This window comes from Streptomyces sp. NPDC086777 (assembly GCF_040702065.1).
GTDB lineage: Bacteria > Actinomycetota > Actinomycetes > Streptomycetales > Streptomycetaceae > Streptomyces.
In genome coordinates, this window is record NZ_JBFBJI010000002.1 from 66901 (window position 1) to 89602 (window position 22702).

Consider the following 22702-nt stretch of genomic DNA (forward strand, 5'->3'; position numbering starts at 1 on the left):
GCTAGCCCCAAGAAACCGTGGAATCGCCTGCTGGGAGCGGGCGACGGAGATCCTTATGGTCGCCTTAAGGGAGTGTTCGGACTGCGCTGAGGTAGCTAGCGTTCACGCCATGACGAACGACGAGATCCGGCCCGCCCGGCCCGCCGACGTACGGGCCGTGAAGGCCGTGACCGACATGGCGTACCACCACTACATCGCGCGGATCGGGGTGGTGCCGCAGCCCATGGAGGCGGACCATACGGCGAATGTGGCCGCGGGCCGGGTGTTCGTCGTCGGGGAGCCGGTGGTCGGGCTCGTCGTCGTCGATGCCCACGAGGACCACCTGTTCCTCGACAGCATCGCCGTCCACCCCGACGCGCGCGGCACGGGGGTGGGACGGCGGCTGCTGGAGTTCGTGGACGCACGCGCGCGTGCGCTCGGCCTGCCCGAGGTCAGGCTCTACACGAACGCGTCGATGTGGGAGAACCAGAAGATCTACCCGAAGTACGGGTACGAAGTCGTCGAGCGGCGGGTGGACGGGCCGTACGACCGCATCCACTACCGCAAGCGGCTGAACTGAAGGGCGCGGTGGTGCGCACGGTCAGCCGTCCGGCCACCAGGTGCGTGCGATGTCCTTCCGCACCTCCGGGCGTCCGGCCGGGCGTGCGTCGGCTTCCTCGCGGATCCGGCGGCTGTCCGTCCTCTTCAGGGGCTTCTGCACAGTAGTGCGGCGCATGGCTGCCTCCTTCAGCGCCTACCGAGTTCCGCGTTGTCACGGAGATAGACGCTTTCGGTGAGAGTTACTCATCCGTGCCGGTCTGTCAGTGGTCGCTGTCACACGGATCGAGTGTCAGTGGTGGGTGTCACGCTGAGGGCATGAGGAATGAAAGTGATCGGACGGTTGCGGTGGGTGTCGACTGGGACGCCGAGGCGGCCCGGTTCGACGAGGAGCCGGATCACGGCCTCGGTGTGCCCGAGGTCCGTGCGGCCTGGGCGGCACGGCTGCGGGCGTGGCTGCCCGAACGCCCCGCCGACCTCCTCGACCTCGGCTGCGGCACCGGCAGCCTTTCCCTCCTCGCCGCCGAGCAGGGCCACCGCGTCACCGGGGTCGACAGCTCCCCGGCGATGGTGGAGCGGGCCCGCGCCAAGCTGGCCGGGCGTGACGCGGTGTTCCTGCTCGGCGACGCGACGGCACCGCCGGTGGGCGAGCGGCTCTTCGACGTCGTTCTCGTACGGCATGTGCTGTGGGCGCTGCCCGACCCCGCGCGGGTACTGCGGCACTGGCGGAGCCTGCTGCGGCCCGGGGGACGGTTCGTGCTGGTGGAGGGGGTGTGGGGGACCGTGACCCCGGTCGGCGTACCCGCCGCCCTGCTCACCGCCCTCCTCGCCCCGCTCGCCGCGGACGTGCGCGTGGAGCCGCTGTCCGCGGCGGCGGTGCTGTGGGGGAAGGAGGTGGACGACGAACGGTACGCGGTGGTGGCGACGGTGTGAGGGTGCCGGAGGGTGTCGGGGGCCTCAGGACAGCAGGGCGGCGAAATCCGGCCCGTGGGCCAGGCCCTCCAGGGTGTCCAGGGCGACCACGGCCGCCGCCGCGGCCTCCGGGTCCCGCGCCGCCAGCCCGCTCTCGGCGAACTCGTCCTCGTCCAGGCGGCGTACGTCCGTACCGTCGGCGGAGCGCCACAGGTCCAGGTCGAGGTCCTCGACGACCAGCCGGCCGCCGCTGAGCGTCGCCGGCCGGGTGACGTCGCAGTACCAGCCCTTCAGCGTGCCGTCGGCGGCGCGCACCTCCTTCACCGCGTACCAGCGGTCCCGCCAGTAGAACTCGGTGAAGACATCGCCCTGTTCGAAGCGGACGAAGCCGAAGTCGCGTGGCGTGTCACCGGCCCAGGGGGCGCGCACCGCGATCCGGGTACCGTCGTCGTGCAGCAGCTCGGCGGGGTAACGGATCTTCGTGCGGCCCGCCTTGACCAGCACGACGTCCACCGTGCCGGTCGGCTCAGCCGAGTTCGCGGACATACCTGACCTCCGTCGCGCAGATGTCGTACCCGAACCACTTGTTGATCGCGAGCATCGGGCCGTTGCCGCTGTCGTTGCCCGTGAACGCCTGCGTGCAGCCGGCGGCACGGGCGCGGTGCAGCGAGTCGTTCTTGGCGAGCTTGGCAAGTCCCCGGCCGCGGAAGGCGCGGGCCGTGCCGGTCATGACGGTGCCGTACCGGGTGCCGCCGTCGGTGCGGGCCGCGCTGAAGGCGGCGGGGCGGCCGTCGACCAGGACGACCGAGGTCAGCTCGCGGCTGAACAGCGGGTGCCGCCAGGTCCCGTCCAGCCAGGCCCGGTAGTCGGCGAACTCCGTGTCGATGTCGCTCGGTTCGTCCCGCGTCGTCTCCGCGTCGAGGGCGAAGAGCGGGCGCGGGTCGTCGGCGAAGTCGGCGCCGGTGCGCAGTTCCACGCCGGGCGGAGGGGTCCGCAGCGGGGGGAGCGCGCCGTGCGCGAGGTCGAGCCGGAGGAAGTGGGCGGAGCGGCTCGCGCGGTAGCCGTGGCGCTCGGCGAAGGCGCGGTTGGCCGGGGCGTCCAGGACCCAGGCGTACGAGGTGCTCGCGCCGACGGCCGACAGGTGCGCCTCCGCCGTGCGGGCCAGGAGGGTGCCGGCGCCCCGGCCGGTGCGCTCCGGATGCACGTACACGTTGGCGAAGCCCTGGCCCGGCTCCGTGCTCTCGTGGGCGAGGCCGACCTGGGCGGTGCCGACGATCTCGCCGTCCTTCTCCGCGACCAGCTGGCGGAAGCGGGCGTCGGGGTGGGTGTGGGTGAGGTCGTGGACCAGGGACTCCGGGGTGAACAGGATGAAGGGGAGGGCGAGCTGCCGGACCCGTGCGAAGCCCTCGGCGTCGGACCGGACGTCGGTGCGCAGGTCACGCACGATCACTGTCATGGGGCGCACGCTATGCGGGGCGTGTCCGGGATGCCTCTCAATTTCCGGCGGGTACGGGAGAATCGGGCCGTGACCTTGAAGATCCACATCGATGACAGCGCGCCGCCGTACGAGCAGGTGCGGGCTCAGATCTCCGAGCAGGCGCGGGGCGGGGTGCTGCCGGTGGGGTACCGGCTGCCGACGGTGCGGGGGCTGGCCGAGTCCCTGGGGCTGGCGGTGAACACGGTCGCCAAGGCGTACCGGGCCCTGGAGACCGACGGGGTGATCGAGACGCGGGGGCGCAACGGTACGTTCGTCGCCGCGGCGGGGTCGGCCGCCGAGCGCGAGGCGTCGCTGGCCGCCCAGGCCTACGCCGAGCGGGCGCGGCGGCTGGGCCTGGCCGAGGAGGAGGCACTGGCCGCGGTACGGGATGCGCTGCGGGCGGCGTACGGCGGGGGCTGAGGAGAGCCCGGCACCGCCGGCACACGCCGTCGTGGTTGATCGCCGTCGCGGCGGAACGAAGAAAGCCGACGGAGGACGAGCGAGCCGCCGGACCATCCCGAGCCGACCGCCTCGACGACCGTGGGCCGGGGTGAGGGCGCGAGTGGGTGGGAGGGTGCGAGCTGGTCGGTGCGGTGGTCGTGGGCCGGGGTGGCCGTCGTGGGCCGGGGTGAGGGCGCGAGTGGGTGGGAGGGTGCGAGCTGGTCGGTGCGGTGGTCGTGGGCCGGGGTGGCCGTCGTGGGCCGGGGTGAGGGCGCGAGTGGGTGGGAGGGTGCGAGCTGGTCGGTGCGGTGGTCGTGGGCCGGGGTGGCCGTCGTGGGCCGGGGTGAGGGCGCGAGTGGGTGGGAGGGTGCGAGCCGGTCGGTGCGGTGGTCGTGGGCCGGGGTGGCCGTCGTGGGCCGGGGTGAGGGCGCGAGTGGGTGGGAGGGTGCGAGCTGGTCGGTGCGGTGGTCGTGGGCCGGGGCGAGGTGGTGGGGTGGCTGTGGGGTGGGGGGAGGAGTTCGGAGGGTTTCGGATCGGTTGCCGCTCACTTCTCTGTCGAGGCTCCTGAGTCTTCCGCCGCAGCGGTGTCCCGCCACGACGTCGGTATCCGGCGGTGCCGGGACGTGGTCGGTGGGCAAGGGGGAGCATGGTGTCACCTGCTGGTGCTCAGGTCCGGTGTTCTTGTCACCGTCAAGCCCGCTCGTTCCGCCGTTCTCCCGAACGCCACCGCGTCCCGCACCGCCGCCCCGCCCGGGTCGTTGTTGAAGTACGTGTGGACGTCGGCCTTCCTGGGGTACGCCGTGGCGATGCGGTCGACCCACGTCTCCAGGGAGCGGCGGCCGTAGCGGGGCCAGGGGGTGGCCCGGCCCTCGTGGAAGCGGACGTAGGCCCAGTCGGCGGTGCGCCAGAGCGGGGTCATGGCGTGGGCCTGGACGTCGGCCCAGCACAAGGCCGCGCCCCGGGACTCCAGGACCTCGCGGGTCTCCGGCGTCCACCAGGAGTCGTGCCGGGGCTCGACCGCGACGCGGACCCCGCGGGGGAAACAGGCCAGGCAGGCGTCCAGCAGCGGCGGGTCCGCCCTGAGCGTCGGCGGGAGCTGGAGGAGGACCGGGCCCAGCCGGTCGCCGAGGCCCGCCGCGTGGGTCACCAGCCGCTCGACCGGCTCCTCCGGCTCCTTGAGACGCTTGATGTGCGTGAGGTAGCGGCTCGCCTTGACCGCGACTACGAAGTCCGGCGGGACCCGCTCCCGCCAGGACTCGAAGTTCTCCCGGGTCGGGAGCCGGTAGAACGCGTTGTTCAGCTCGACCGTCGTGAACTGCCTCGCGTACTCCTCCAGCCACGAGCGCACGGGCACACCGGCCGGGTACAGGACGCCCCGCCAGTCCCGGTACTGCCAGCCCGACGTTCCGACGAAGAGGGGCATACCTCCATCAAAGCACCGGCTAGAGGTACAGGCCCGCGTCCACGCCCTCCCGCGCCCCCGGCACCGACGTCGGCGCCGTGCCCCGGCGCAGTGCGTACAGCTCCGCCAGGGTCGCCCCGTCCCGGCCCACCCCCTCCTCCGTACCGAGCCAGTTCGCCGCCTCGCGGTGGGTCAGCGCGCCCACCTCGATCCGGGCCAGGCAGCGGCCGGGCCGGACCACCGCGGGGTGCAGCCGCTCAAGGTCCTCGTTGGTGGTGACGCCGACCAGGACGTTGCGGCCCTGCCCGAGCAGGCCGTCGGTGAGGTTCAGCAGGCGGGACAGCGCCTGCCCGGCCGTGTGCTTGGCCTCGCCGCGGATCAGTTCGTCGCAGTCCTCGAGGAGCAGGAGCCGCCAGCGGCCCTTGCCGGCGCCGTCCTCCTCGCCGATCGCGATGTCCATCAGATAGCCCACGTCGGAGAAGAGCCGCTCCGGGTCGAGGACGCAGTCCACCTGGCACCAGTCCCGCCAGGACCGGGCGAGGGTGCGCAGCGCGGAGGTCTTGCCGGTGCCCGGCGGACCGTGCAGCAGCAGGAGGCGGCCCGCGATGTCCTCCGGTGTCGTCTTCATCAGGCGGTCCATCGCGTCCGCGACCGGCGCCGTGTAGTTGGCGCGGACCTCGTCCCAGGTGCCCGCGGAGATCTGCCGGGTGGTGCGGTGCGGGCCACGGCGCGGGGAGACGTACCAGAAGCCCATCGTCACGTTCTCCGGCTGCGGTTCCGGCTCGTCGGCCGCGCCGTCCGTCGCCTCGTTGAGGACCTCGGCGGCCAGTTCGGCGGTGGTGGCGGTGACGGTGACGTCGGCGCCGCGGTTCCAGCGGGAGACGAGCAGGGTCCAGCCCTCGCCCTCCGCGAGCGTCGCGCTGCGGTCGTCGTCACGCGCCACCCGCAGTACCCGCGCCTCCTTCGGCAGCAGGGTCGCCCCGGACCGCACCCGGTCGATGTTGGCCGCGTGCGAGTAAGGCTGCTCGCCCGTCGCGAAGCGGCCGAGGAACAGCGCGTCGACGACGTCGGACGGGGAGTCGGAGTCGTCGACGTTGAGCCGGATCGGCAGCGTCTCGTGCGGCTTGGCAGACATGTCGCCATGATCCGTCACCGGGGCCCGCAGCGCACCCGTTTTCCGAAGTGGGAGAAGAGTGTCGGGTGTGCACCGAGCTTCCGGAGTATCCCGGGGAGGTCACGTACGCGGCCCCCGGACGCGCCCGCCCCGTGGCCGCGGCGGCCGATCCCCGATACCCGCCCCCGGGGCGATTTCCGCCGTTACAGTTGTCCTTGATGGGACGTCATGGGTGGAATTCGGTGACTCGGCGGTGGCGGCTCACCGCCCTGCTCGGGGTGGGTGTGGCCGCGCTCGCCCTGATCGCGACACTGGTCAGCACACTTCCCGGGGGCGGCGCCGACACCGCGGGCACGACCCGCGACGGCGACAAGGTGCACGGCACCCCCGCCACCCCGCCGGTCACCACCGGGCCGTCCGTGGGCTGGGGGTTCACGCACACCCAGTACAGCGCCGACGAGGGCAGCACGACCGCCACCGAGCGGGTCGAGGACCGGCTGTCCCAGGACGCCGGGATGCCCCAGGACCAGGCCGTCATGGGCTGGGGCGCCGACAACCCCGAGCCGGTGAAGGGGCGTTACGATTTCGGCGCACTGGACCGGCGCGTCGACTTCATGCGCAGGTCGGGCGCCACCCCGGTGATCACCCTGTGCTGCTCCCCGGACTGGATGAAGGGCGGCAGGGCCGGGGTGGACAACACCGACTGGAGTCAGGCCGCCCTGGAGACCGCGCCCACCCCCGACCACTACCAGGACTACGCCGACCTCGCCGCGACCGTCGCCAGGCGCTACCCGGACGTACGGCACTTCATCGTCTGGAACGAGTTCAAGGGGTTCTGGAACAACGCGAAGAACCGCTGGGACTACGAGGGCTACACCGAGCTCTACAACCTCGTCTACAAGGCGTTGAAGGCCGTCGACAAGGACATCATGGTCGGCGGCCCCTACCTCGTCATGGACAGCTTCGACCCGCGCCAGACCGAGAACGCCTCGGCCACCCTCAAGGGTGACTGGGGCGTCATGGACCAGCGGGTCGTCGACGCCTTCGACTACTGGAACACCCACAAGGCCGGCGCCGACTTCGTGGTCGTCGACGGGTCCAGCTACACGAACGACGACGACATGCTGCCGGACGAGTTCGCCGCCACGGAGAAGCTGACCTACGTCAGTGAGTGGGTGCGCAGACGCACGCACGACCTGCCGCTGTGGTGGGCCGAGTACTACGTCGAGCCCGCCGACGGCCGGGACCGACGCGACGGCTGGACCGAGGACCACCGGGTCGCCGTCCAGGCCACCGGCATGATCGCCCTGGTCAGGGGCGGCGCCGACTCCGGCTTCTACTGGAACCCGGAGGACGGGAAGGGCGGAGACTGCGCAGGCTGCCTGTGGTCCACGACCGACAGCGGGGGCGGCGGGCGGGCACTGCCCATGTACGACCTGGTGTCACGCTTCGGGAAGGCGTTCCCGCCGGGGACGAGGTACGAGACGGTCTCCGTCGCCAGGGACGACGTGCCCGAGGTACGCGTCCTCGCCGGCGACAGGACGGTCCTGGTGGTCAACACCGTCGACCGGGCGATCACCGCACAGGTGGACGGGAAGCGGTTCGGCATGAAGGCCTACGAGGTGAAGTGGCTCACCAGGTGAACCCGGTGAGCCACTTCGGCCGGCCTGCTACTTGAGCGTCAGGAACCGCTGCGCCAACGAGGCCAGCAGCACCGCCAGCAGCGGCAGCGAGAACCAGAAGCTGCCCTGCAGCCACCGCAGTTGACGCACCCCGGGCCGGACCGCGACCCGGACCACCTCGCGTGCCGTCAGCAGCAGGACCAGCGCGAGAGCGGCCAGTCCGCCGATCACCGACCACGGCGTCCAGGTGATCCGCGGCCCGATCGGCCCCGGATCCGGCTTCGCCACCGCGCCGGCGGGCCGCGTCCGCAGTGCGTACATGGTCACGTCGTCGTTGACCAGGACCTTCGTCAGGTCCTGCCGGTCGTCCAGGTTCTGGATCAGCCGGCTCTCCCAGGTCGCCGAGTAGCCGGCGTCCATCCGGAGATAGACGACCTGACTCGTGTTGACCATCAGATACGAGTTCGGACCCGCGTCCCTCAGCGCCTTGACCAGGCTCGACACCAGCACCGGGTCGGCCGGGGCGAGTGTCGGCAGGTAGTCGACCCGCTCCATGTCCCTCGCGCCCCAGGGGATCGCCGGGGTCACGTCGTTGACGGTGTCGTTGCTCAGCCACAGCAGCCGTACCGTCGGCCTGTCGTGGGCGTACACGTAGTCCATGGCGGCGACCTCGCCGGGCCGGACCCGCTCGAAGGACTCGTTGCCCCAGCGGGCCACCAGGAAGCCGCCCATGAGCAGCAGCCCGGCCAGCAGCGCGGCCACCGGCGCCAGGCTGATCCTGTCCTTCTCGCGCTCCTTCGCCGTGGCCCCGGTGCGCGGGAACAGGGCGAGCCCGGCCAGCAGGGCCGCGCCCGGCACGGCGAACATGAAGACGCGCAACGCCATCTCGCCGCCGTACGACTGCATGCCGAAGCCCAGGAACGGCACGGAGGTCAGGACCAGCAGGGAACGCTCGCGGTACCGGTGGAAGCGCCGGCGCCACCAGCCCCAGACCGCGAACACCATCATGCTCCCGGCCAGCAGGACCCGGACGTACAGCACCAGCTTGTGGGTCGAACTGCCGCCCTGGATACGGCCGGAGACCGAGGTGGAGACATTGCTGCCGACCCCGCCGACCCCGCCGAACAGCTCGTTGAAGTGCCCCGACCAGTAGGGCTCGGCCATGAAGCCCAGCCAGACGGCCGCGACCACCCCGAACAGCAGGGGCAGGCCCCGCAGTTCGGACCGGCCGACCAGCACCAGGGCCGCCAGCACGCCCAGCATCACGAACGGGGTGAGCTGGTGCGCCGGTACCGTCGCCGCGTACAGGCCGACCAGCACCATGAGCAGCACGGCCTGCTGACGGCGGTTCGCCGGCTCGACCTCCGCCTCGCCCGGGCGGAACCTCGCCCAGACGACGTGCGGGGCACGGAACCAGACGAGCAGGATCGCCACGAACATCAGGTAGAGCAGGTACGTGAAACCCTGCGGGGAGAAGTAGTCCTGGCCGACCCAGCCGCACAGCACGAAGATCCAGATGCCGGTCCACTTCGCCCGCCAGCTCGCCCGCAGCGACCGCACGAGCAGGAACATCGGGGCCAGGTAGGCGAGCTGGATGAACGTCGGCCACCAACGGATGACCTCGGTGAAGTCCGTGACCCCGCAGGCCCGGCCGAGGAACGCGGCCGCCGCGAAGAACCCCGGCCAGCTCCACCGGGCGTCCAGGTCCGGTACGGCCGAGCCGGTGCGGTCGATGTAGTCGATGAACCCGAGGTGCTGCCAGGCGGTCGGGAACCGCGGCTCCGTCTCGATCACGGCGGGCAGCGCGTGCAGCGACACGACCGTCGCCAGCAGCGTGACCAGGAGCAGCGCCCTGTGCTCCCGGCGCAGCCACAGCAGCGCGGCGAAGACCGTGACCAGCAGGGCCGCCCCGACCAGCGTCGGCAGCGGCAGCACCGAGACCAGCCCGAGCCCGCCCATCCGGTCCAGGTCGGCGTCGTCGAGCCGGGTCGCCGGCACCCAGTAGAGCAGCAGGGCGGCGGCCAGCAGGCAGCCGAGGACGACGCCCGGGCGGGTGGGCGTCAGCCGCTCCCGCAGCGAGCGCGCCGACGCGGGCCCGGACTCCTCCGGAACCTCGGCCGGCCCGTCCGGCGCCGCCGGCTCGCCGGGTACGGCGGCCTTCCCGAACGGCGCGTCGACCTCCGCCTCCCTGAGCAGCGAGGCCTCGGCGGGCCCCAGCGAGGACTCCGAGTGCGGCTCCCGCTCCTCCACCGGCAGCCCCAGGTTCCGCGGCGGTCGCAGTGCCCACGTCGGCCGGTCGTCCGGCCGGACGACCGGCGTACCCGTGGGCGGAGTCCCCGGCCCCGGCCGGACGTCGGGCCGCCGCTCCACATGGTCGAAGTCCACATGGATGCCGAGGGCCAGGGTGTCGGTGTCCAGCGCCCAGGCCGGACCCCGCCTGCGCGGGGCGGTGGCGGCCGGCACCTCGCGCGCCCCCAGGTCGGCGAGGTCCCCGTCCGGTGCGGCGTCCGCGGGGATCTCGGCCGGGGCGGCCCGCAGCGTCCGCCACAGCCGGGGCGCCGCGATGGTCACGATCACCGCGAGGCTGGAGATCTCGGCCACGCCCGCGCCGGTCAGCCCCAGCCGGGGCAGCAGCAGCAGGGTCAGGCCGAGGACCAGCACGCACAGCAGCCCCTGCAGCCAGGCCAGGCCCGCGGTACGGCTCTGCGCGCGCAGCACCGCGAAGTACGTCTCCATCACGACCCGGAGCAGCGCGCCGACCGCGAACCAGCGCAGCAGCGGGGTCGCCGCGTCCGCGTAGCCGGGCCCGAACACGCCGAGGATCCAGGGCGCCCCGAAGAACAGCAGCGCGCAGATGGGGATCATGATCCGGGCCATCCGCTTCAGCGCCGCCCGCGCGTTGCCGGCCAGCCGTGCCGGGTCGTGCGAGCCCTCGACGGTGAGCGAGGCGCCCATGTTGATGGCGAGCAGGTTGGTGGTGCCGCCGATGGTGGTGGTGATGTAGAAGTACGCGTTGTCCTCGGAACTGACCTGCGAGGCGATGATGACCGGCACCAGGTAGACCACGGCGAGGGAGAACAGCGAGCCGGTGTAGTCACCGGCCAGGAACCTGCCGATCTCCTTGAGCGTGGGCGGCCTCGCGTGGTCCGCGGTCGCCCTGACGTGCCGGGGCACCAGGCGCCGGAACACCAGCCAGCCCAGCGGTACGAACGAGGTGGCGATCGCGGCGACCCAGGAGACGAAGACACCGGCCATCGGGACCGCCGCCGCGAACGCGACGAGCAGCGCCAGCTTGACCGCCGAGAACACGGTGTTGCCCACCGGTACCCAGGGCGCGTTGCGCAGTCCGGTCAGCACGCCGTCCTGGAGCGTGAGCAGGTTCCAGGCGATCACGGCCAGCACGAACCCGAGCCCGGGCAGCGGCCCGTGCAGGAAGCGGTACGACGGCCCCCAGACGCCCAGCGTCATCAGGAAGACCCCGGCCGCCAGCGCCACGATCAGCGAACTGCCCGCGTAGGTACGGAAGATGAGCTTGCCGGTCTGGCGTCCGGCGACCGGGATGAAGCGGGCCAGGGCGCCGGTCAGGGTCACCGCGGTGAGCCCCGCGAGGAGCTTCATGGCGGCGATGGCGGCGGAGCCCTGGCCGACCGCCGACTCGGAGTAGTAGCGGGCCGCGGCCAGCCAGAAGCCGAGGCCGAGGACGGCCGAGATGCCGGTGTTCAGCATCAGCGCGTAGGCGTTCCGGAAGAGTGGACTGCCGCCGGACGAACCGCCCCGTCCGGGCAGGCGAAGGCGGCGCCCCGACTGCTCGGGCGCCGCTGTGTCGGGTGTGTTGGCCTCTGTCGTGGTGGTCGTGTCAGACACGGGAACGGATGGCCTTCCGGCGGACCTGGCGTGCTCTGCGGAGAACGGCGTACCCCTTGGTGAGGGCACGGTCCCCGGCGAAGTTGCGGGCGATCGACCGGCCTTCGAGCAGCCGTACGAACTCCGCGGCGTCCGTACTGCGGCGCACGGTGACGCGCTGCAGTGCGAACGGACCCTGGCGGCGGCGGGCGAGACCGTTGCCGACGGCGAGCGCCTGGGCGTACCCGGCCGCCCGCACGGCCTGCCGGACCCGGTGGCTGGAGTAGCCGTACGGGTAGGCGAACGAGGCCGGTACCGCGCCGAGTTCGTCCGTGACGATCTCCCGGCAGCTCACCAGTTCGGTGCGCAGCCGGTCGTCGTCCAACTGGTCGAGCTGCGGGTGGGTGTGGCTGTGCCCGCCGATCTCGCAGCCGGCGCCCGCGAGTTCGCGGACCTGGTCCCAGTCGAGCATGGCGTCCAGGCCGCCGCCGGTGTCGTACGCCCCCCTGATCCAGCCCGTTGAGACGAACAGCGTGGACACGAAGCCGTGCTTGGCGAGCACGGGCAGGGCGTGCCGGTGCACGCCCTCGTAGCCGTCGTCGAAGGTGATGAGGACGGGACGGTCGGGGAGCGGGCCGCGGGAGCGCCAGCCGGCCGCCAGATCCGCCGTGCCGACGGGCGTGAGGCCCAGGTCGCCGACGAGTGCCATCTGCTCGGCGAAGGCCTCCGGCGCCACCGACAGCGCGCGGGTGGCGTCGTTGGGCGCGGTGGCGACCGAGTGGTACATGAGGATGGGGACCGGTGCCTCAGCCATGGGAGCCCTCCTCGATCCCGGCGACGGCGAAGGTGGCCCCGCCCCGCCGGGCCCGCACGCTCCCCACCAGGTAGCCGCCCGCCGCCGTCAGCACCCCGGCGACGATCGCACCTGCCCGGCCCGCGCCGCCCGGCCGGGCCAGCAGCGCGTCCCGCAGGCCCCGGGCCACCCCCGCGGGCAACACCCGCGTGGTGTACCGGCGTTCGGACTCCAGGCCCTTGGCGGCGCCCACACTGCGGGCGACCAGGGCCTTGGAGAGGCCCTCGGCGTAGGCGCGGGTGCGGAAGTACCCGAAGTGCTCGCGGACCTCGGGGACCCGGTGGTGGATCACCGCGCGGTCGTCGATGAGCAGCACGGCGTCCGGGCGGGCCCGGGTGAGCCGGATGCACAGCTCGGTCTCCTCGCAGCCCAGCGGGCGCTTGTCGCCGTCGCGGCCGATGCCGGTGGCGAAGCCGCCCGCCGCGTCGAAGGCCGTGCGCCGGAAAGAAGCGTTTCCGCCGAGGACGTTCCGGACCCGGACGCGGCCCGCCGGCAGCCCCCGGTAGGTGCAGCCGACGACCCAGTCGAACTCCTCCGGGAACCAGTCGGGCCGGCGGCCCGAGGCCCAGATCGGCAGGGTCCGGCCGCCGACCGCCATCACCCTGGGGTCGGCGTACCCCTCGGCGAAGCGGCGCAGCCAGTCCCGCTCGGCCACGGCGTCGTCGTCGAGAAAGGCGATGACCTCGCCGTAGGAGGCGGCGATGCCCGTGTTGCGGCCCGCGGACAGGCCGCGGGGGCCCGCGTTGGCGAGCACCCGTACCGCGGTGGCCTCTTTGTACTCCTTCGTGAGCCGTTCCAGGAGCGCGGGGTTGTGGTCGACGACCAGCAGGGTCTCCAGCGCCGGATACGACTGGGCGCGCACCGAGGAGACCGCCGCGAGGATGTCCTCCCAGCGGTCCTCCGTGTACACGCAGATCACGACGGAGATGTCGGGATCGCTCAAGACGACTCTCCCCGGCCCGTGCTGAGCATGGGGGAGTGCCGCACCTGGCGGCGCAGGTCACGCCGGTTGGAGCGCTCCTTGAGGATCACCTTGAGCACGCGCAGTCCGTCGCGGACGGCACGCAGGTTGCTGGTGCCGTGGATGCGCAGGTACTCGTAGCTCGGGATCTCCTGCACCTTCAGGCCTGCCTTGACGACCCGGATGTTGATCAGGGTCTCGATCTCGAAGCCGGTGCAGTCGAGGTCGATCTTGTCGAGGCAGTGCCGCCAGAACGCGTTGTACCCGTAGCAGAGGTCCGTGTAGCGGGCGCCGAACTTGCGGTTGACGACCGTGCACAGCGCCCAGTTGCCGAGCTTGCGGATGAAGGTCATGTCGTCCGTGCCGCCGCCGTTGGCGAAGCGCGAGCCCTTGGCGAAGTCGGCGCCCGAGACCAGGGCGGAGACGTACGACACGATCTCGTGGCCGTCGGCCGAGCCGTCGGCGTCCACCATGACGATGATGTCGCCGGTGCACGCCTCGAACCCGGTGATGAGGGCATCTCCCTTGCCCTTGCCACTCTGTTCGACGACTTTCACGTCGGGCCACAACTCCCGCGCCACTTCCACGGTGTTGTCGGTGGAATTACCGTCCACCAGGACGACTTCGTGTATCCAGGCGGGAAGGGTCTTGAAGACGTAGGGGAGATTCTCCGCCTCATTCATGGCGGGAATCACCACACTCACCGGCGGTGTGATCGCCAGGTGGGAGGAGATCGGCCGGTATTCGGTGGCCATGAGCGGATCTTGGCCCGAAGTCGGCTGACGCAGAACAGAACTCACGAGTCTTGTCCCTCTCGTCCGGTGGACCGCCCGCCCCATGGGCGGCCCGCATTGGTGTCCGGTTCGAAAGGGGGGTTCTTCTCACCCGTGGCACGGAAAAAGTATCTCCGAACCCGCAGGTGAGCTGGCAAAGCTGCCCGGTCTGCCGTAAAACGGCAGCCGGTTGCGCGGCACGACTCGGAAACGGCAGTGGTCACACGAGAAACGAAAGTGGTCATTGCGGTCACCGAGCACGGCACCCCCCTACCGCGCCCCGCCCCGGAAACATTGCGGTCCTCGAGCCCTCCCCTGGAGCCGCTAGTTGATGATCCGATGCGGGTGAGATGTATGACGGTATTGACGATTGAACCAGTATGGCAAGTCCCGGAACTGGTCCTCACGTTTTTATTGGTTTGGCCGTTACGAAACTTTGGCCGACCCTGCCCTTCAACTCGAACGGATTTTCCCGGCTCGCCGGGCCATCCGTTCGACAATGCGTTCCACCGGTCGCAGGAGTACCAGCAGAAGCAGCAGAAGGCTGATCGCGGCCACGGCGACGATGCCGCCGCGCCAGGACCAGTGGTGAGTGGCGAGCATGCCCTGGGCGACCAGCATGTCCAGGGCGACGGCACCCGCCGACGCGGTGAGCACGCGGGCCGGCGGATCGAGTCCGCGCAGTGCCGCGCCGATCGCCGCGGCAGGCGCGGCGATCAGGAAGAACAGCGCCAGGGGTCCGCGCAGCGACGCGCCCGAGTCGGTGAGCGCCAGCAGCGCACCCGTCCCGGCGACGGCCGTCGCGACCCCCGCGAGCAGGGGTTCCAGGTCCCTCCCCGGTCCTGGCCTGGCCCGTTCGTCCGCTGTTGTCGATGTCTTGAGTCGTATGGTCTGCATGACCGACTTTGCCCCCCAAGGCGTCGGATGCCGGGCTTCAATGTCGCGCAGCCGAACGCGGAGCGTCAAGCGGGTCTCCGGACATGACCGTTCCCCGGAGACACCTGATGTCTCCGGGGAACAAGTCGCTCGGTTTCGGCGTGTTCCGGTGATCGATCACGACTCGAGCCGGCGTCGAGAGCGCCGGACGATGCGGATTGACGCCCCGTCATGACTTTGTCATGGCCGCGCAATCAAGCGCGCCTGGAACGCGCAGGATCGGTCCGCTCGGGACCGGTCGGGATCCGGAACAGTCTTGGCATGGACACTTCCCGTCAACACGCGTAGTTGCTACGACAGTTATGGCAGAGATCCTGCTAAAGGGAGGTTCCATGAGACGTTCCCGAATTACGGCATACGTGACTTCACTCCTCCTCGCCACCGGCCTCGCCCTCACCGGGGCGGCCGTGACGGAAGCGCAGGCCGCGACCGGGGGCTATGTGGCGCTCGGTGACTCGTACGCATCCGGCGTCGGCGCCGGCAGCTACATCAGCTCGAGTGGCAGCTGCGACCGCAGCACCAACGCCTATCCCTACCTGTGGAACGCCGCCCACAGCCCGTCCTCGTTCTCGTTCCTCGCCTGCTCGGGCGCCACCACCGACGACGTGCTCTCCGGCCAGCTCGGCACGCTCAGCTCCTCGACCGCCCTGGTCTCGATCACCATCGGCGGCAACGACGCCGGCTTCGCCGACGTCATGACGACCTGTGTGCTCAGCTCCGACAGCACCTGCCTGTCCCGCATCAACACCGCCGAGGCGTACGTCGACTCCACCCTCCCCGGCAAGCTCGACAGCGTGTACGACGCGATCAGCGCCAAGGCCCCCGACGCCAAGGTCGTCGTCCTCGGCTACCCCCGCTTCTACCTGCTGGGCACGACCTGCCTCGGCCTCTCCTCGACCAAGCGCACCGCCATCAACAACGCCGCCGACTACATCGACACCGCGATCGCCAAGCGCGCCGCCGACCACGGGTTCACCTTCGGCGACGTCCGCAGCGCGTTCTCCAGCCACGAGATCTGCTCCAGCAGCTCCTGGCTGCACAGCGTCAACTGGCTGGACATCACCGAGTCGTACCACCCCACCGCGTCCGGCCAGTCCGGCGGCTACCTGCCGGTACTGACCAGCAACGCGTCCTGAGCCCGAAGTTCCGAGTCCTAGTACGAACCAGAGGGCGAAGGTGAGGCGGAGGCCCCGCCGGTCGGGGTCTCCGTCGTTTTGGTGCAGGTGACCGAGAACGGCACCGAGTTGGACGTCGTCTCCACCGGGCTGCGTACCTCGACGGCGATCGCGTCGCTCAGCGTCCCGCTGTCGGACCAGGTCGTCACGGTCACCTGCGTCTGCCGGGTCCTCCCGCCGCCGTCCGGGAAGGACAGCGTCTTCCAGCCCTGGTCGTCGAGCTTCCCGTTCTTCAGCACCCACCGGTACTGCACGTCCGCGGGCACGCTCCCCACCGTGAACGTCGCCGCGAACGTGGGCGCCTGCGCCGTCGAGGGCGGACATGCCCCCGAGTAGTCCGTGCGGGACCCGGCCACGCTGACCTTCACACTCTGCTCGGGCGCGGTGCTGCTCGCGGCCGCCGACGGGGACTTCGACGCGGCGCCGCTGCTGTGGGTGGGCGCCGGGGAGCTGAGGTTGCTGGCCGACTGACTCGCCCCGGCCTTGGCGCCGCCGTCGTCGCCGTTGCCGATGCCGTGGTCGAGGAGGGCGTACGTCAGTCCGCCGAGCGCGAGGACGACCAGTACCAGGCCGATGACCAGCACGGTGCCGGCCCTGCGGTCGCGGCCCGGGTCGGTGGCGGGCGGGCGGTCGTCCGCCGGGGTGGGCATCGGCGGTGTGGGGGAGAACGGCCGGGTCTGCCGGGCGACGAGGGTCGGGGCCTCGTACGGCGCCGGGACCGGGACGGTGGGGGCCGTGCCCGGGGTGCCCCCGGCCGCGACCAGCCGTAGGTCCCGCTCGGCCTGTTCGGCGGGGATCCGCGCGGCCGGGTCCTTGCGGAGCAGCCCTTCGATGACGGGGGTGAGCGGCCCGGCCCGGTACGGCGGCGGCAACTCCTCGTCCACCACCGCCCGCAGCGTGCTCAGCGGGGTGTCCTGCCGGAACGGCGAGGCGCCCTCGACCGCCGCGTACAGCAGGACGCCCAGCGACCACAGGTCGGACTCGGGACCGAACGCCCGCCCCAGCGCCCGCTCAGGGGCGAGGAACTCCGGTGAGCCGATCACCTCGCCGGTCATGGTCAGCGCCGAGCTGCCCTCGACGGTGGCGATCCCGAAGTCGGTGAGCACCACCCGGCCGTCGTTCGACAGCAGCACGTTGCCGGGCTTGACGTCCCGGTGCAGCACCCCGGCGGCGTGCGCGGCCCGCAGCGCGGACAGCACCTCGGCGCCGACGCCGGCCGCCCGCTGCGGGGACATCGGCCCCTCCGCCTCCAGCACGTCGGCGAGGGACACGCCGGGGATCAACTCCATGACGATCCAGGGCCGTCCGCCCTCCATCGCCACGTCGTACACCGTCACCACGTTGCGGTTCGCGACCCGGGCCGCGGCCCAGGCCTCGCGCTCCAGCCGGGCGTACATCCGCTCGACGTCCGAGCCGGGCAGCCCGGCAGGCGCCCGTACCTCCTTGACGGCGACGTCACGGCCCAGCACTTCGTCACGGGCCCGCCACACGGTGCCCATGCCGCCCTCGCCCAGCGGGGCCAGCAGTCGGTAGCGGCCCGCGATCACTCGCTCACGGCCCGGCTCTTCGGTCACGGGTGCCCCCCACGGCAGCTCGCGCGAATTCATCACAAACGTAACTCAGAGCAGTGCGGATGCGGCCCCCTTGAGCACCAGTCCGGCGCCCAGGGCCACGACCACGAGTGCCGAGACGAGCGGAATGGTCCTGCGGACCAGCGCCGCCGTCGGGTGGGTGGTCCAGCGAGAGCGTTTGTCCATCACCCGAGTCATTCCCGTACCCAGCCTGACGACCGCGAACCCGGCGGCGGTCAGCGTCAGCGCGAGACCGACGCCGTAGGCGACCACGAGAAGCAGCCCGAACCAGGCCTGGCCGAGGGCGGCGGCGCCGACCAGCACGACCACGGCGGAGGGGCTGGGGACGAGACCGCCGGCGAAGCCGAGGAGGAGGGTGCCGCGGAGGGTGGGGGCCGTGGAGTGGGTGTGGGTGAACCCGCCGTGACTGTGCGGCACGTTGGTGTGGCCGTGATCGGGGGCTGCGGCCCCGGACCCCCCCTCGGCCTGAACAGCCTCGTCCTCAATCGCCGGACGGGCTGGGGTATGGGGCTGAGCGCCGTGGCCATGGCCATGACCGTGGGCATGAGCATGGTCATGGGGGTGGTCGTGCCCGTGGTCGTGCGTGTGCCCGTGGTCGTGCGTGTGCCCGTGGTCGTGCGTGTGGGCGCGGGCGTGCTCGTGGGTGCCGACCAGGGCCGGCTCCCGCTTCTCGGCCGCCTCGTGGGCGTGGTCGTGGTGATGACGGCCGTGGGCGTGCGCCTGCTCGTGGGCCCTGTTCCGCCAGGCCCTGCGGGTCAGGTTGGCGCCCGCCGCCAGGACCATGAGGCCGCTCGCGATGCCCAGCCAGGCGATCACCGACGGGGTGGCCGCCGAGCCGGCCGTCACCAGGACACCGAGGGCGACCACGCCCAGGGTGTGGGTGACCGTGACCGACGCGGCGAGGGGGAGGACGTCGCGGAGGCGGGCGCGGCCGCCGCGGGCCGCCGCGGTCGCCGCCATCAGGGTCTTGCCGTGGCCCGGCGCGAGGGCGTGCATCGCGCCGAGGGCGATCGAGATGAAGAGCGCGAGCACCGCGAAGCCGACGGTGAGGTGGTTGCGGGCGACCAGGTCGGTCAGGGCCTGGGTCCAGTGGTCGATGCCGCGGGGGAGGATCTCGGCGCCCGGGGTGTCCTGACGCTCCTGGGCGAGGGCCGGGCCGCCGGGCCGCACGTGGACGGCGGCGGTGGTGATGTCGGCCGGAGAGGAGAGCAGGTCCTTGGGGTAGCTGGTGAGTTCGTGGGAGACGGACGTCTTCGGTACGTCCGTCCTCGTCAGGGTCATCCGGTCGCCGCGCGCCGTGATCTCCCGCCAGCCGGGCCCGGTGTCGGCGCCCGCGCTGTGGAAGGTCAGGGTGGCCGTGGCGCCCTGGGGGAGGGGCGCGGTGAAGCGGCACTCCACGCGAAGCGTGTTCAGGCCCGCCTGGCCGGGGCGGAGTTCGGCGTGACTGGTCCGCACGGTCAGCGGGGTGCTGCGGCCGTCGACGGTGAGCCTGCTGCCGTCGGCCGCGGTCGTGCAGCGCTGCTCGGCCCACTTCGCCGTGCCGAGCCGCTTCAGGTCGGGCTTGGCCTGGGTCGCCGGGATCTCGGCGAGGTCCTCGACGTGGTCGACCCGGAGCTGACCGGGGGCGGCGACGAGACCGTCGTACTTGTTGACGGTGAAGTTGCCGAGCGGGTGCGCGCTCGCACCCGTGGCGGACCACAGGGTCGCGGCGCAGGCCAGGGTGAGGACGGCGGCGATCCGGCGGAGGTTCACTTCGTGGCCTCCAACGCCTTGCGGGCCGTACGGGCGCCCAGCGGGGAGAAGCCCGGGTTGAGCTTGAGGGCCTTGGTGAGGGCGGCCCGGCCGGCCGCCTTGTCGCCGTCGGCCAGCTCGATCATGCCGAGGTGGTAGCCGAAGGAGGCGTTGTGGTAGCCGGTGGCGGTGGCCTGCCGGGCGTACGGCAGCGCTTCCTTCCGCTGTCCGTTGACGTACAGGGCCCAGGCCAGCGCGTCCGCCGTGTGCACGGTGTGGCGGCGGGCCCACTCGGCCCGGGCGGCCTTCAGCGCCTCGGCCTTGTTGCCGTGGTCGGCGGCGGCGAGGGCGGTGTCGAGGTCGGCGTTGACGCCGTTGGCGCGGGCGAGCGCGATCCAGGCCTCGACGAGCGCGTACTGGTCCGCGGCCTTCGTCCTGTCGCCCTTGGCGTTCCGGTCCTCGTACAGCTCGCCGAGCTCGACGAGCTGCTGGGGAAGTGGATAGCGGGAGACGACCAGTTCCATGCCCTTGATCGCGTCGGCCCGGTCGCCGAGCGCGGCCTGGACACGCGCCCGGCCCTCCACCGCCGGGATGTAGGTGTCGTCGGCCGTCAGGGCGCGGGCGTAGTAGTCCTCGGCACTGCGGTAATCGCCCTGGTTCCAGGCGAGCAGGCCGAGCTGGGCGGCCACGTAGGAGATGTCGCCCTTCGACGTGGCCGTGGACAGGGCCTGCTCCAGCACCCGCTGGGCGCCCTTCACGTCACCGCGCAGCTCCCGCACGTACGCGAACCGGGTGAACACCGGGACGCCCGGCTTACGTCGGTCGGCGAGGTCGGCCGCCTTGCCGGCCTCGTCGTAGCGGCCGAGTTCGACCAGGGCGTCGATGCGGGAGGCCAGGGCGCCGGCGCTGTACGGGTTCTGCTTCAGGGCCTGGTCCGCGTAGCCGAGGGCCGGCGCGAACTCGTGCCGGGCGGCGGCCAGCGCGGCCTCGCCGGCCAGCGCCTGGTCGTTGTCCGGGGTGATCTGCAGCGCCCGCTTCAGGGCCTTCTCGGCCTGCGGGTAGCGGGACGGGTCGCCCTTGGTGCGGGCCTGCTCGACATAGGCGAGGCCGAGGGTGGCCCAGCTGTCGGAGTCCTTCGGCTGGGCGCGGAGATGGGCCTGGAGGGAGGCGATGGTCGTGGCGAGGTCCCCGCCGGCCAGCAGGGCCGGGTCCACCGCGCTCGTCGTGGCCACCGGAGCCGTCCCGCCGTCCCGGGAGGACCCGAAGGCGATCGCCCCGCCGGTCAGCGCGATCGCCATCAGCAGTGCGGAGCCGGCGAGTTGGGCCCGCCGCCAGTTCCGCCCAGCGGCGGCGAACCGGCGCAGGGCGGTGACACGCTCGTCGTCCTTCGTCTCGGCGGGCTGCTTGTCGTTCGTACCCGGGGCCATGCCCTCTCCTAGTAACTGTTCGCGCGGGGCGGCGCGGCCCGCGCCGTGGGGGATTGGGTGGGTGCGGGCCGCGCCAGTAGATGGGGGGCGCGTTGAGCGCCCCGTAGGGGCGCTGGGGGCGCCCCCGGCCGAAGGCTGGGGGAGGAACTGCGCGACCGGCCACCGCCGACCGGCAGCCACCCCACTGCCCTTGCCGGAACGGCGACTAGTACGGCCGCCGCATCCGCCGCCGCCACCAGCCGAACCCGGTGCCGATCAGCAGTACGCCCGCCGCACCGGCCGCCGCCGACCCCGCGATCAACGTCATGTTGTCGTCACCGGAACCGGTCAGGGCGTCGCCCAGCGCGCTCTTCGTGCTGCTGCCGGCCGCCGCCTTGGCGATCTTGCCGCGCGAGCCCGACGTCGGCTCGGCCACGTACGGGAAGTACTTCTCGAAGTTCTTGTCGTTCTTGTCGACCGCGTCGCCCAGGTCGTTCTTGGAACCGACCAGTTCGCCCTCCATGACCTGGAGCGCCTCGTCGATCACGTCGTCGGTGAGGCGGCGTCCGTTCGGGAAGCCCGCGTTGTCACCGTCCAGCACACCGAGCCGCTTGGGCTTGGCGGTGGGCTTGATGGACGTGTTCAGGCGGAGCATCTCCGACGCCTTCGCCTGCGGCTGCAGCGTGTTGAGGCCCTTGACGCCCGTGAGGAACACGCTGACGAGGTCGTTGCGGGGCTCGGACGGCGCCTTGATGTTGTAGATCTGCTGGATCAGCTTCGGCAGTTCCGGGTTGGTGACGTTCTTCAGGAACTGCGCGTCGTCCTTGGGCTGGGACGCGTTGAACTTGTCCTTGTCCTTCTGCGGGTTGACGACCTCGTTGACCAGCGGGTTGCCGAGGCGCGAGACCTGCGTGTAGTAGCCCTGCGCGTTCCTGCGCTGGGTCGTCGCGTAGATGCCGACGCTCGGGCGCGAAGCCGACTGCCGGATCAGGGAGTTCGGCACCTGCAGGGCGATCGTGTTGACGTTGTAGCCCTTGAGGGTGTCGTTGCCGACCTCGCTCAGGTTTCCGCCGTACAGCAGGTCGAAGACGCGCAGGTCGGCGAAGAACGGGTCGTCGGCCTGGCCGGCGAAGGTCGCGCCGCCGCCGACCGTCTTGTAGACGGCCTGGGAGCGCAGCTTCGCGTAGTCCGGCATCGAGGCCTTGCCGACGTCCGACGGAGCCGCCGGGATGTCGCTGGCGAGCCGCGTCGTGTGCTGCTGCCTGCCGTTCTTCAACTTGATCAGGTCGAGGTTGTACGACTGCGTGACGTTCAGGTCGGGGTCGTTCAGGTTGTCGACCACACCCGTGTTGTAGAGGAACGTCTTCTTGTTCTTGATCTGGGTGCGGAAGGTGTACCGGAAGATCAGGTCGTCCAGCGCGTCACCGTTGTTGTCGACGTGGATGTCGTACTGGGCGTCGTCCGCGAACTGGTAGAAGTTCGGGCCGCCTGCCGGCTCCTCGAAGGGGATGTAGTCCGACACGATCGTGGTGGTGTCGGGCTTGTCCGGGCTCACGAACGCGTACAGGTCGGTGTTGTCGTACTGCGGGGTGCCCGAGATGAGCGGGGCCTCCCGGTGGGAGGAGGCGGAGGCCGCCCCCGGTTCCAGCGCGGCGACGCTGGCGGCTGTGATCCCGCCGGTTGCCAGTGCCCCACAGATGAGCGTGACAAGGCCCTTGCGCCCCGCGCCGCTCCTGGAGTTTAGAGGTGTCATGCCGTCCGTCCCTCGGTCCCAACTTGCTTGACGGACGGGTATACGGAGCTGGAGGGCCGTTTGGATTGGTCGGAAGAAAAAATTCTTTTCTTCCTGCTCGACCCGCGTTTTTGCCTTCCGCATACGTACTTCTGCCGGAGGTGCGTCAGTTGCGAATGCCTGGTGTGGGAGGAC

Annotated in this window: 19 protein-coding genes; 5 read left to right on the top strand and 14 right to left on the bottom strand. The window is 71.5% G+C overall.

All coding sequences use genetic code 11. The features are described from left to right. Positions 1-109 precede the first annotated feature (109 nt). Complete coding sequence (locus AB0472_RS02875; RefSeq protein WP_366352820.1) at positions 110-559, top strand: N-acetyltransferase; 450 nt, start codon at positions 110-112, stop codon at positions 557-559. A gap of 21 nt (positions 560-580) precedes the next feature. Here the strand turns inward: AB0472_RS02875 and AB0472_RS02880 are convergent, their stop codons facing one another. Beyond that, positions 581-715: a hypothetical protein gene (locus AB0472_RS02880; RefSeq protein WP_366352822.1), complete on the bottom strand. Its 135-nt coding sequence runs from the start codon at positions 713-715 to the stop codon at positions 581-583. Between the two features lie 140 nt (positions 716-855). Between AB0472_RS02880 and AB0472_RS02885 the strand changes: the two genes are divergently transcribed. Continuing rightward, on the top strand, positions 856-1470 hold the full coding sequence (locus AB0472_RS02885; protein ID WP_366352824.1) for a class I SAM-dependent methyltransferase: 615 nt from the start codon (positions 856-858) through the stop codon (positions 1468-1470). A gap of 24 nt (positions 1471-1494) precedes the next feature. Here AB0472_RS02885 and AB0472_RS02890 read toward each other — a convergent pair whose 3' ends face one another. Then, positions 1495-1995 (bottom strand): DUF402 domain-containing protein, encoded by a 501-nt coding sequence (locus tag AB0472_RS02890; protein ID WP_366352825.1) that lies wholly within the window; start codon positions 1993-1995, stop codon positions 1495-1497. After that, positions 1976-2905, bottom strand: a complete 930-nt coding sequence (locus tag AB0472_RS02895; RefSeq protein ID WP_366352826.1) for a GNAT family N-acetyltransferase — start codon at positions 2903-2905, stop codon at positions 1976-1978. Before AB0472_RS02895 ends, AB0472_RS02890 begins: the two co-directional genes overlap by 20 nt. A gap of 69 nt (positions 2906-2974) precedes the next feature. Between AB0472_RS02895 and AB0472_RS02900 the strand changes: the two genes are divergently transcribed. Beyond that, positions 2975-3346 (top strand): GntR family transcriptional regulator, encoded by a 372-nt coding sequence (locus AB0472_RS02900; protein WP_366352828.1) that lies wholly within the window; start codon positions 2975-2977, stop codon positions 3344-3346. A 673-nt stretch (positions 3347-4019) separates the two neighbouring features. Here AB0472_RS02900 and AB0472_RS02905 read toward each other — a convergent pair. Together AB0472_RS02905 and AB0472_RS02910 are read right to left on the bottom strand one after the other, a co-directional pair. Beyond that, positions 4020-4790 carry a DUF72 domain-containing protein gene (locus tag AB0472_RS02905; protein WP_366352830.1) on the bottom strand — a complete coding sequence of 257 codons (771 nt, stop codon included), beginning with the start codon at positions 4788-4790 and terminating at the stop codon, positions 4020-4022. 19 nt (positions 4791-4809) lie between these two features. Beyond that, complete coding sequence (locus tag AB0472_RS02910; protein ID WP_366352831.1) at positions 4810-5922, bottom strand: DUF5925 domain-containing protein; 1113 nt, start codon at positions 5920-5922, stop codon at positions 4810-4812. A gap of 179 nt (positions 5923-6101) precedes the next feature. Between AB0472_RS02910 and AB0472_RS02915 the strand changes: the two genes are divergently transcribed. Beyond that, complete coding sequence (locus AB0472_RS02915) at positions 6102-7526, top strand: xylan 1,4-beta-xylosidase (protein WP_366352833.1); 1425 nt, start codon at positions 6102-6104, stop codon at positions 7524-7526. A gap of 27 nt (positions 7527-7553) precedes the next feature. Here the strand turns inward: AB0472_RS02915 and AB0472_RS02920 are convergent, their stop codons facing one another. The 5 genes from AB0472_RS02920 to AB0472_RS02940 all read right to left on the bottom strand — a co-directional run bounded on the left by AB0472_RS02920 (position 7554) and on the right by AB0472_RS02940 (position 14832). Continuing rightward, the gene (locus tag AB0472_RS02920; RefSeq protein WP_366352834.1) at positions 7554-11369 is read right to left on the bottom strand and encodes a lipopolysaccharide biosynthesis protein; all 3816 of its coding nucleotides are present in this window, start codon (positions 11367-11369) and stop codon (positions 7554-7556) included. Beyond that, complete coding sequence (locus tag AB0472_RS02925; RefSeq protein ID WP_366352836.1) at positions 11362-12162, bottom strand: polysaccharide deacetylase family protein; 801 nt, start codon at positions 12160-12162, stop codon at positions 11362-11364. The genes AB0472_RS02920 and AB0472_RS02925 overlap by 8 nt, the downstream gene beginning before the upstream one ends. Then, positions 12155-13144, bottom strand: coding sequence for a glycosyltransferase family 2 protein (locus AB0472_RS02930; RefSeq protein WP_366352838.1), 990 nt, complete (start codon positions 13142-13144; stop codon positions 12155-12157). Before AB0472_RS02930 ends, AB0472_RS02925 begins: the two co-directional genes overlap by 8 nt. Next, positions 13141-13917 carry a glycosyltransferase family 2 protein gene (locus AB0472_RS02935; RefSeq protein WP_366352840.1) on the bottom strand — a complete coding sequence of 259 codons (777 nt, stop codon included), beginning with the start codon at positions 13915-13917 and terminating at the stop codon, positions 13141-13143. The genes AB0472_RS02930 and AB0472_RS02935 overlap by 4 nt, the downstream gene beginning before the upstream one ends. A 471-nt stretch (positions 13918-14388) precedes the next feature. Then, positions 14389-14832: a hypothetical protein gene (locus tag AB0472_RS02940; RefSeq protein ID WP_366352842.1), complete on the bottom strand. Its 444-nt coding sequence runs from the start codon at positions 14830-14832 to the stop codon at positions 14389-14391. A 371-nt stretch (positions 14833-15203) separates the two neighbouring features. Here AB0472_RS02940 and AB0472_RS02945 point away from each other — a divergent pair, with 371 nt between their 5' ends. Continuing rightward, positions 15204-16007, top strand: coding sequence for an SGNH/GDSL hydrolase family protein (locus AB0472_RS02945; RefSeq protein ID WP_366352843.1), 804 nt, complete (start codon positions 15204-15206; stop codon positions 16005-16007). 17 nt (positions 16008-16024) lie between these two features. Here AB0472_RS02945 and AB0472_RS02950 read toward each other — a convergent pair whose 3' ends face one another. Genes AB0472_RS02950 through AB0472_RS02965 form a run of 4 tightly spaced genes read right to left on the bottom strand, consistent with a single transcriptional unit; the run spans position 16025 to position 22528 of the window. Continuing rightward, on the bottom strand, positions 16025-17620 hold the full coding sequence (locus AB0472_RS02950) for a protein kinase (RefSeq protein ID WP_366352844.1): 1596 nt from the start codon (positions 17618-17620) through the stop codon (positions 16025-16027). A 45-nt stretch (positions 17621-17665) separates the two neighbouring features. After that, on the bottom strand, positions 17666-19390 hold the full coding sequence (locus tag AB0472_RS02955; protein ID WP_366352845.1) for a sulfite exporter TauE/SafE family protein: 1725 nt from the start codon (positions 19388-19390) through the stop codon (positions 17666-17668). After that, entirely contained in the window at positions 19387-20976 is a 1590-nt protein-coding gene (locus AB0472_RS02960; protein ID WP_366352847.1) for a tetratricopeptide repeat protein, read from the bottom strand. Before AB0472_RS02960 ends, AB0472_RS02955 begins: the two co-directional genes overlap by 4 nt. 25 nt (positions 20977-21001) lie before the next feature. Next, on the bottom strand, positions 21002-22528 hold the full coding sequence (locus AB0472_RS02965; protein ID WP_366352849.1) for a DUF4331 domain-containing protein: 1527 nt from the start codon (positions 22526-22528) through the stop codon (positions 21002-21004). Positions 22529-22702 lie beyond the last annotated feature (174 nt).

Excerpts from the sequence above, each read along its gene's own strand:
- AB0472_RS02875 (WP_366352820.1), top strand. The coding sequence starts at position 110 with ATGACGAACGACGAGATCCGGCCCGCCCGGCCCGCCGACGTACGGGCC.
- AB0472_RS02880 (WP_366352822.1), bottom strand. The coding sequence starts at position 715 with ATGCGCCGCACTACTGTGCAGAAGCCCCTGAAGAGGACGGACAGCCGC.
- AB0472_RS02885 (WP_366352824.1), top strand. The coding sequence starts at position 856 with ATGAGGAATGAAAGTGATCGGACGGTTGCGGTGGGTGTCGACTGGGAC.
- AB0472_RS02890 (WP_366352825.1), bottom strand. The coding sequence starts at position 1,995 with ATGTCCGCGAACTCGGCTGAGCCGACCGGCACGGTGGACGTCGTGCTG.
- AB0472_RS02895 (WP_366352826.1), bottom strand. The coding sequence starts at position 2,905 with ATGACAGTGATCGTGCGTGACCTGCGCACCGACGTCCGGTCCGACGCC.
- AB0472_RS02905 (WP_366352830.1), bottom strand. The coding sequence starts at position 4,790 with ATGCCCCTCTTCGTCGGAACGTCGGGCTGGCAGTACCGGGACTGGCGG.
- AB0472_RS02915 (WP_366352833.1), top strand. The coding sequence starts at position 6,102 with ATGGGACGTCATGGGTGGAATTCGGTGACTCGGCGGTGGCGGCTCACC.
- AB0472_RS02925 (WP_366352836.1), bottom strand. The coding sequence starts at position 12,162 with ATGGCTGAGGCACCGGTCCCCATCCTCATGTACCACTCGGTCGCCACC.
- AB0472_RS02935 (WP_366352840.1), bottom strand. The coding sequence starts at position 13,917 with ATGGCCACCGAATACCGGCCGATCTCCTCCCACCTGGCGATCACACCG.
- AB0472_RS02940 (WP_366352842.1), bottom strand. The coding sequence starts at position 14,832 with ATGCAGACCATACGACTCAAGACATCGACAACAGCGGACGAACGGGCC.
- AB0472_RS02945 (WP_366352843.1), top strand. The coding sequence starts at position 15,204 with ATGAGACGTTCCCGAATTACGGCATACGTGACTTCACTCCTCCTCGCC.
- AB0472_RS02965 (WP_366352849.1), bottom strand. The coding sequence starts at position 22,528 with ATGACACCTCTAAACTCCAGGAGCGGCGCGGGGCGCAAGGGCCTTGTC.